The sequence below is a fragment of the Bradyrhizobium sp. KZN70725 genome, from assembly GCF_055264925.1.
In genome coordinates, this window is record NZ_JBUYWT010000180.1 from 1 (window position 1) to 981 (window position 981).

Here is a 981-nt window from a genome sequence, read left to right on the forward strand (position 1 = left end):
CTCGCGCCCGTATCAATTGGATGTTCACAACGGACAAAGCTCGCACCAAACTGGGGCGCGCCTATCCAGGCATACCCAAAGAGTCAAAATCACTGTGACGAGCTACTAGTGCGTTCACATTCCGCGCGAAATCAACTAGCCGCCAGCTCACGCTCACGCCAGTTAGCCCGCTGCAGACGCTCAACCGCCAGCGCCTTCTGTGCCTCCATATCCCGGATGATCTGATCGATCTCCGCGCCATCCAGCGTCCGCTTGATTCGGCATGGAGCAAAATCGACGTTCTTGACCCGAAGCAGTCCTCACGTTTTGCGATGCGGCGCTCACCCGTGCTAAGCTTTAGAGCTATCAAAAAGGGCAGAGTAAGAAGGGGTCGCATCATGCGCAAAGTACATACTCTTGCTTTCGTCGTTGCATGGTTTCTTGCGGCCCAGCCGTGCTTTGCCGATGACCGCGAGAAAGTGGTCGGCATCTGGAAGCTAATGTCCCAAGAGATCGAAATTCAGGCCACCGGGGGAGAAAGAACCCGTCATGGGGAATTCCCCAACGGGATCGGCCAAGGCGTGATCGTGGTGGTGCTGTCGCTGTTGCTGTTTGCGCCGCGGCGCGGACAAACCCCGGAGGCCTCGACCAGCAAGTTCGTCCAGCTAGGTCGCATTCAATACAAACCGCTGCAGGTACTTAGAGAGCCGACGTTTTAGGTCATGTATGTGATGTTTGTGCTAATGGCGGCGGGCGGGTTGATGGCAACGGCACAACTCAAGCCTATTGCCAAGGACATTCAGCTCGACACCGCCAGTCTCATTAATCGGCATCACACTCCCGGCGCTGACGTTTGCGCTGACGATCGATCGCGTTCTCAACGGCCTTACACGAGCCAATCGCAGAGCCCTTGCGTCCAGGCGGCCTTGGCGTAAGTGAAGCTAGAGGCGCCCATCACCGCGACGAAGATTTGCGCCGGCCGGGTCTCGCCCGAAAGCCGAT

At 57.4% G+C, this 981-nt stretch carries 1 protein-coding gene and 1 pseudogene; both read left to right on the top strand.

What is annotated here, in order from left to right; genetic code table 11:
• Positions 1–377 precede the first annotated feature (377 nt).
• Positions 378–698, top strand: a complete 321-nt coding sequence (locus ACZBJS_RS42570) for a hypothetical protein (protein WP_410469800.1) — start codon at positions 378–380, stop codon at positions 696–698.
• Positions 681–873: pseudogene (locus tag ACZBJS_RS42575) on the top strand (oxalate/formate MFS antiporter); the annotation flags it as partial. The gene ACZBJS_RS42570 and the pseudogene ACZBJS_RS42575, both read left to right, overlap by 18 nt.
• Between the last annotated feature and the right edge of the window lie 108 nt (positions 874–981).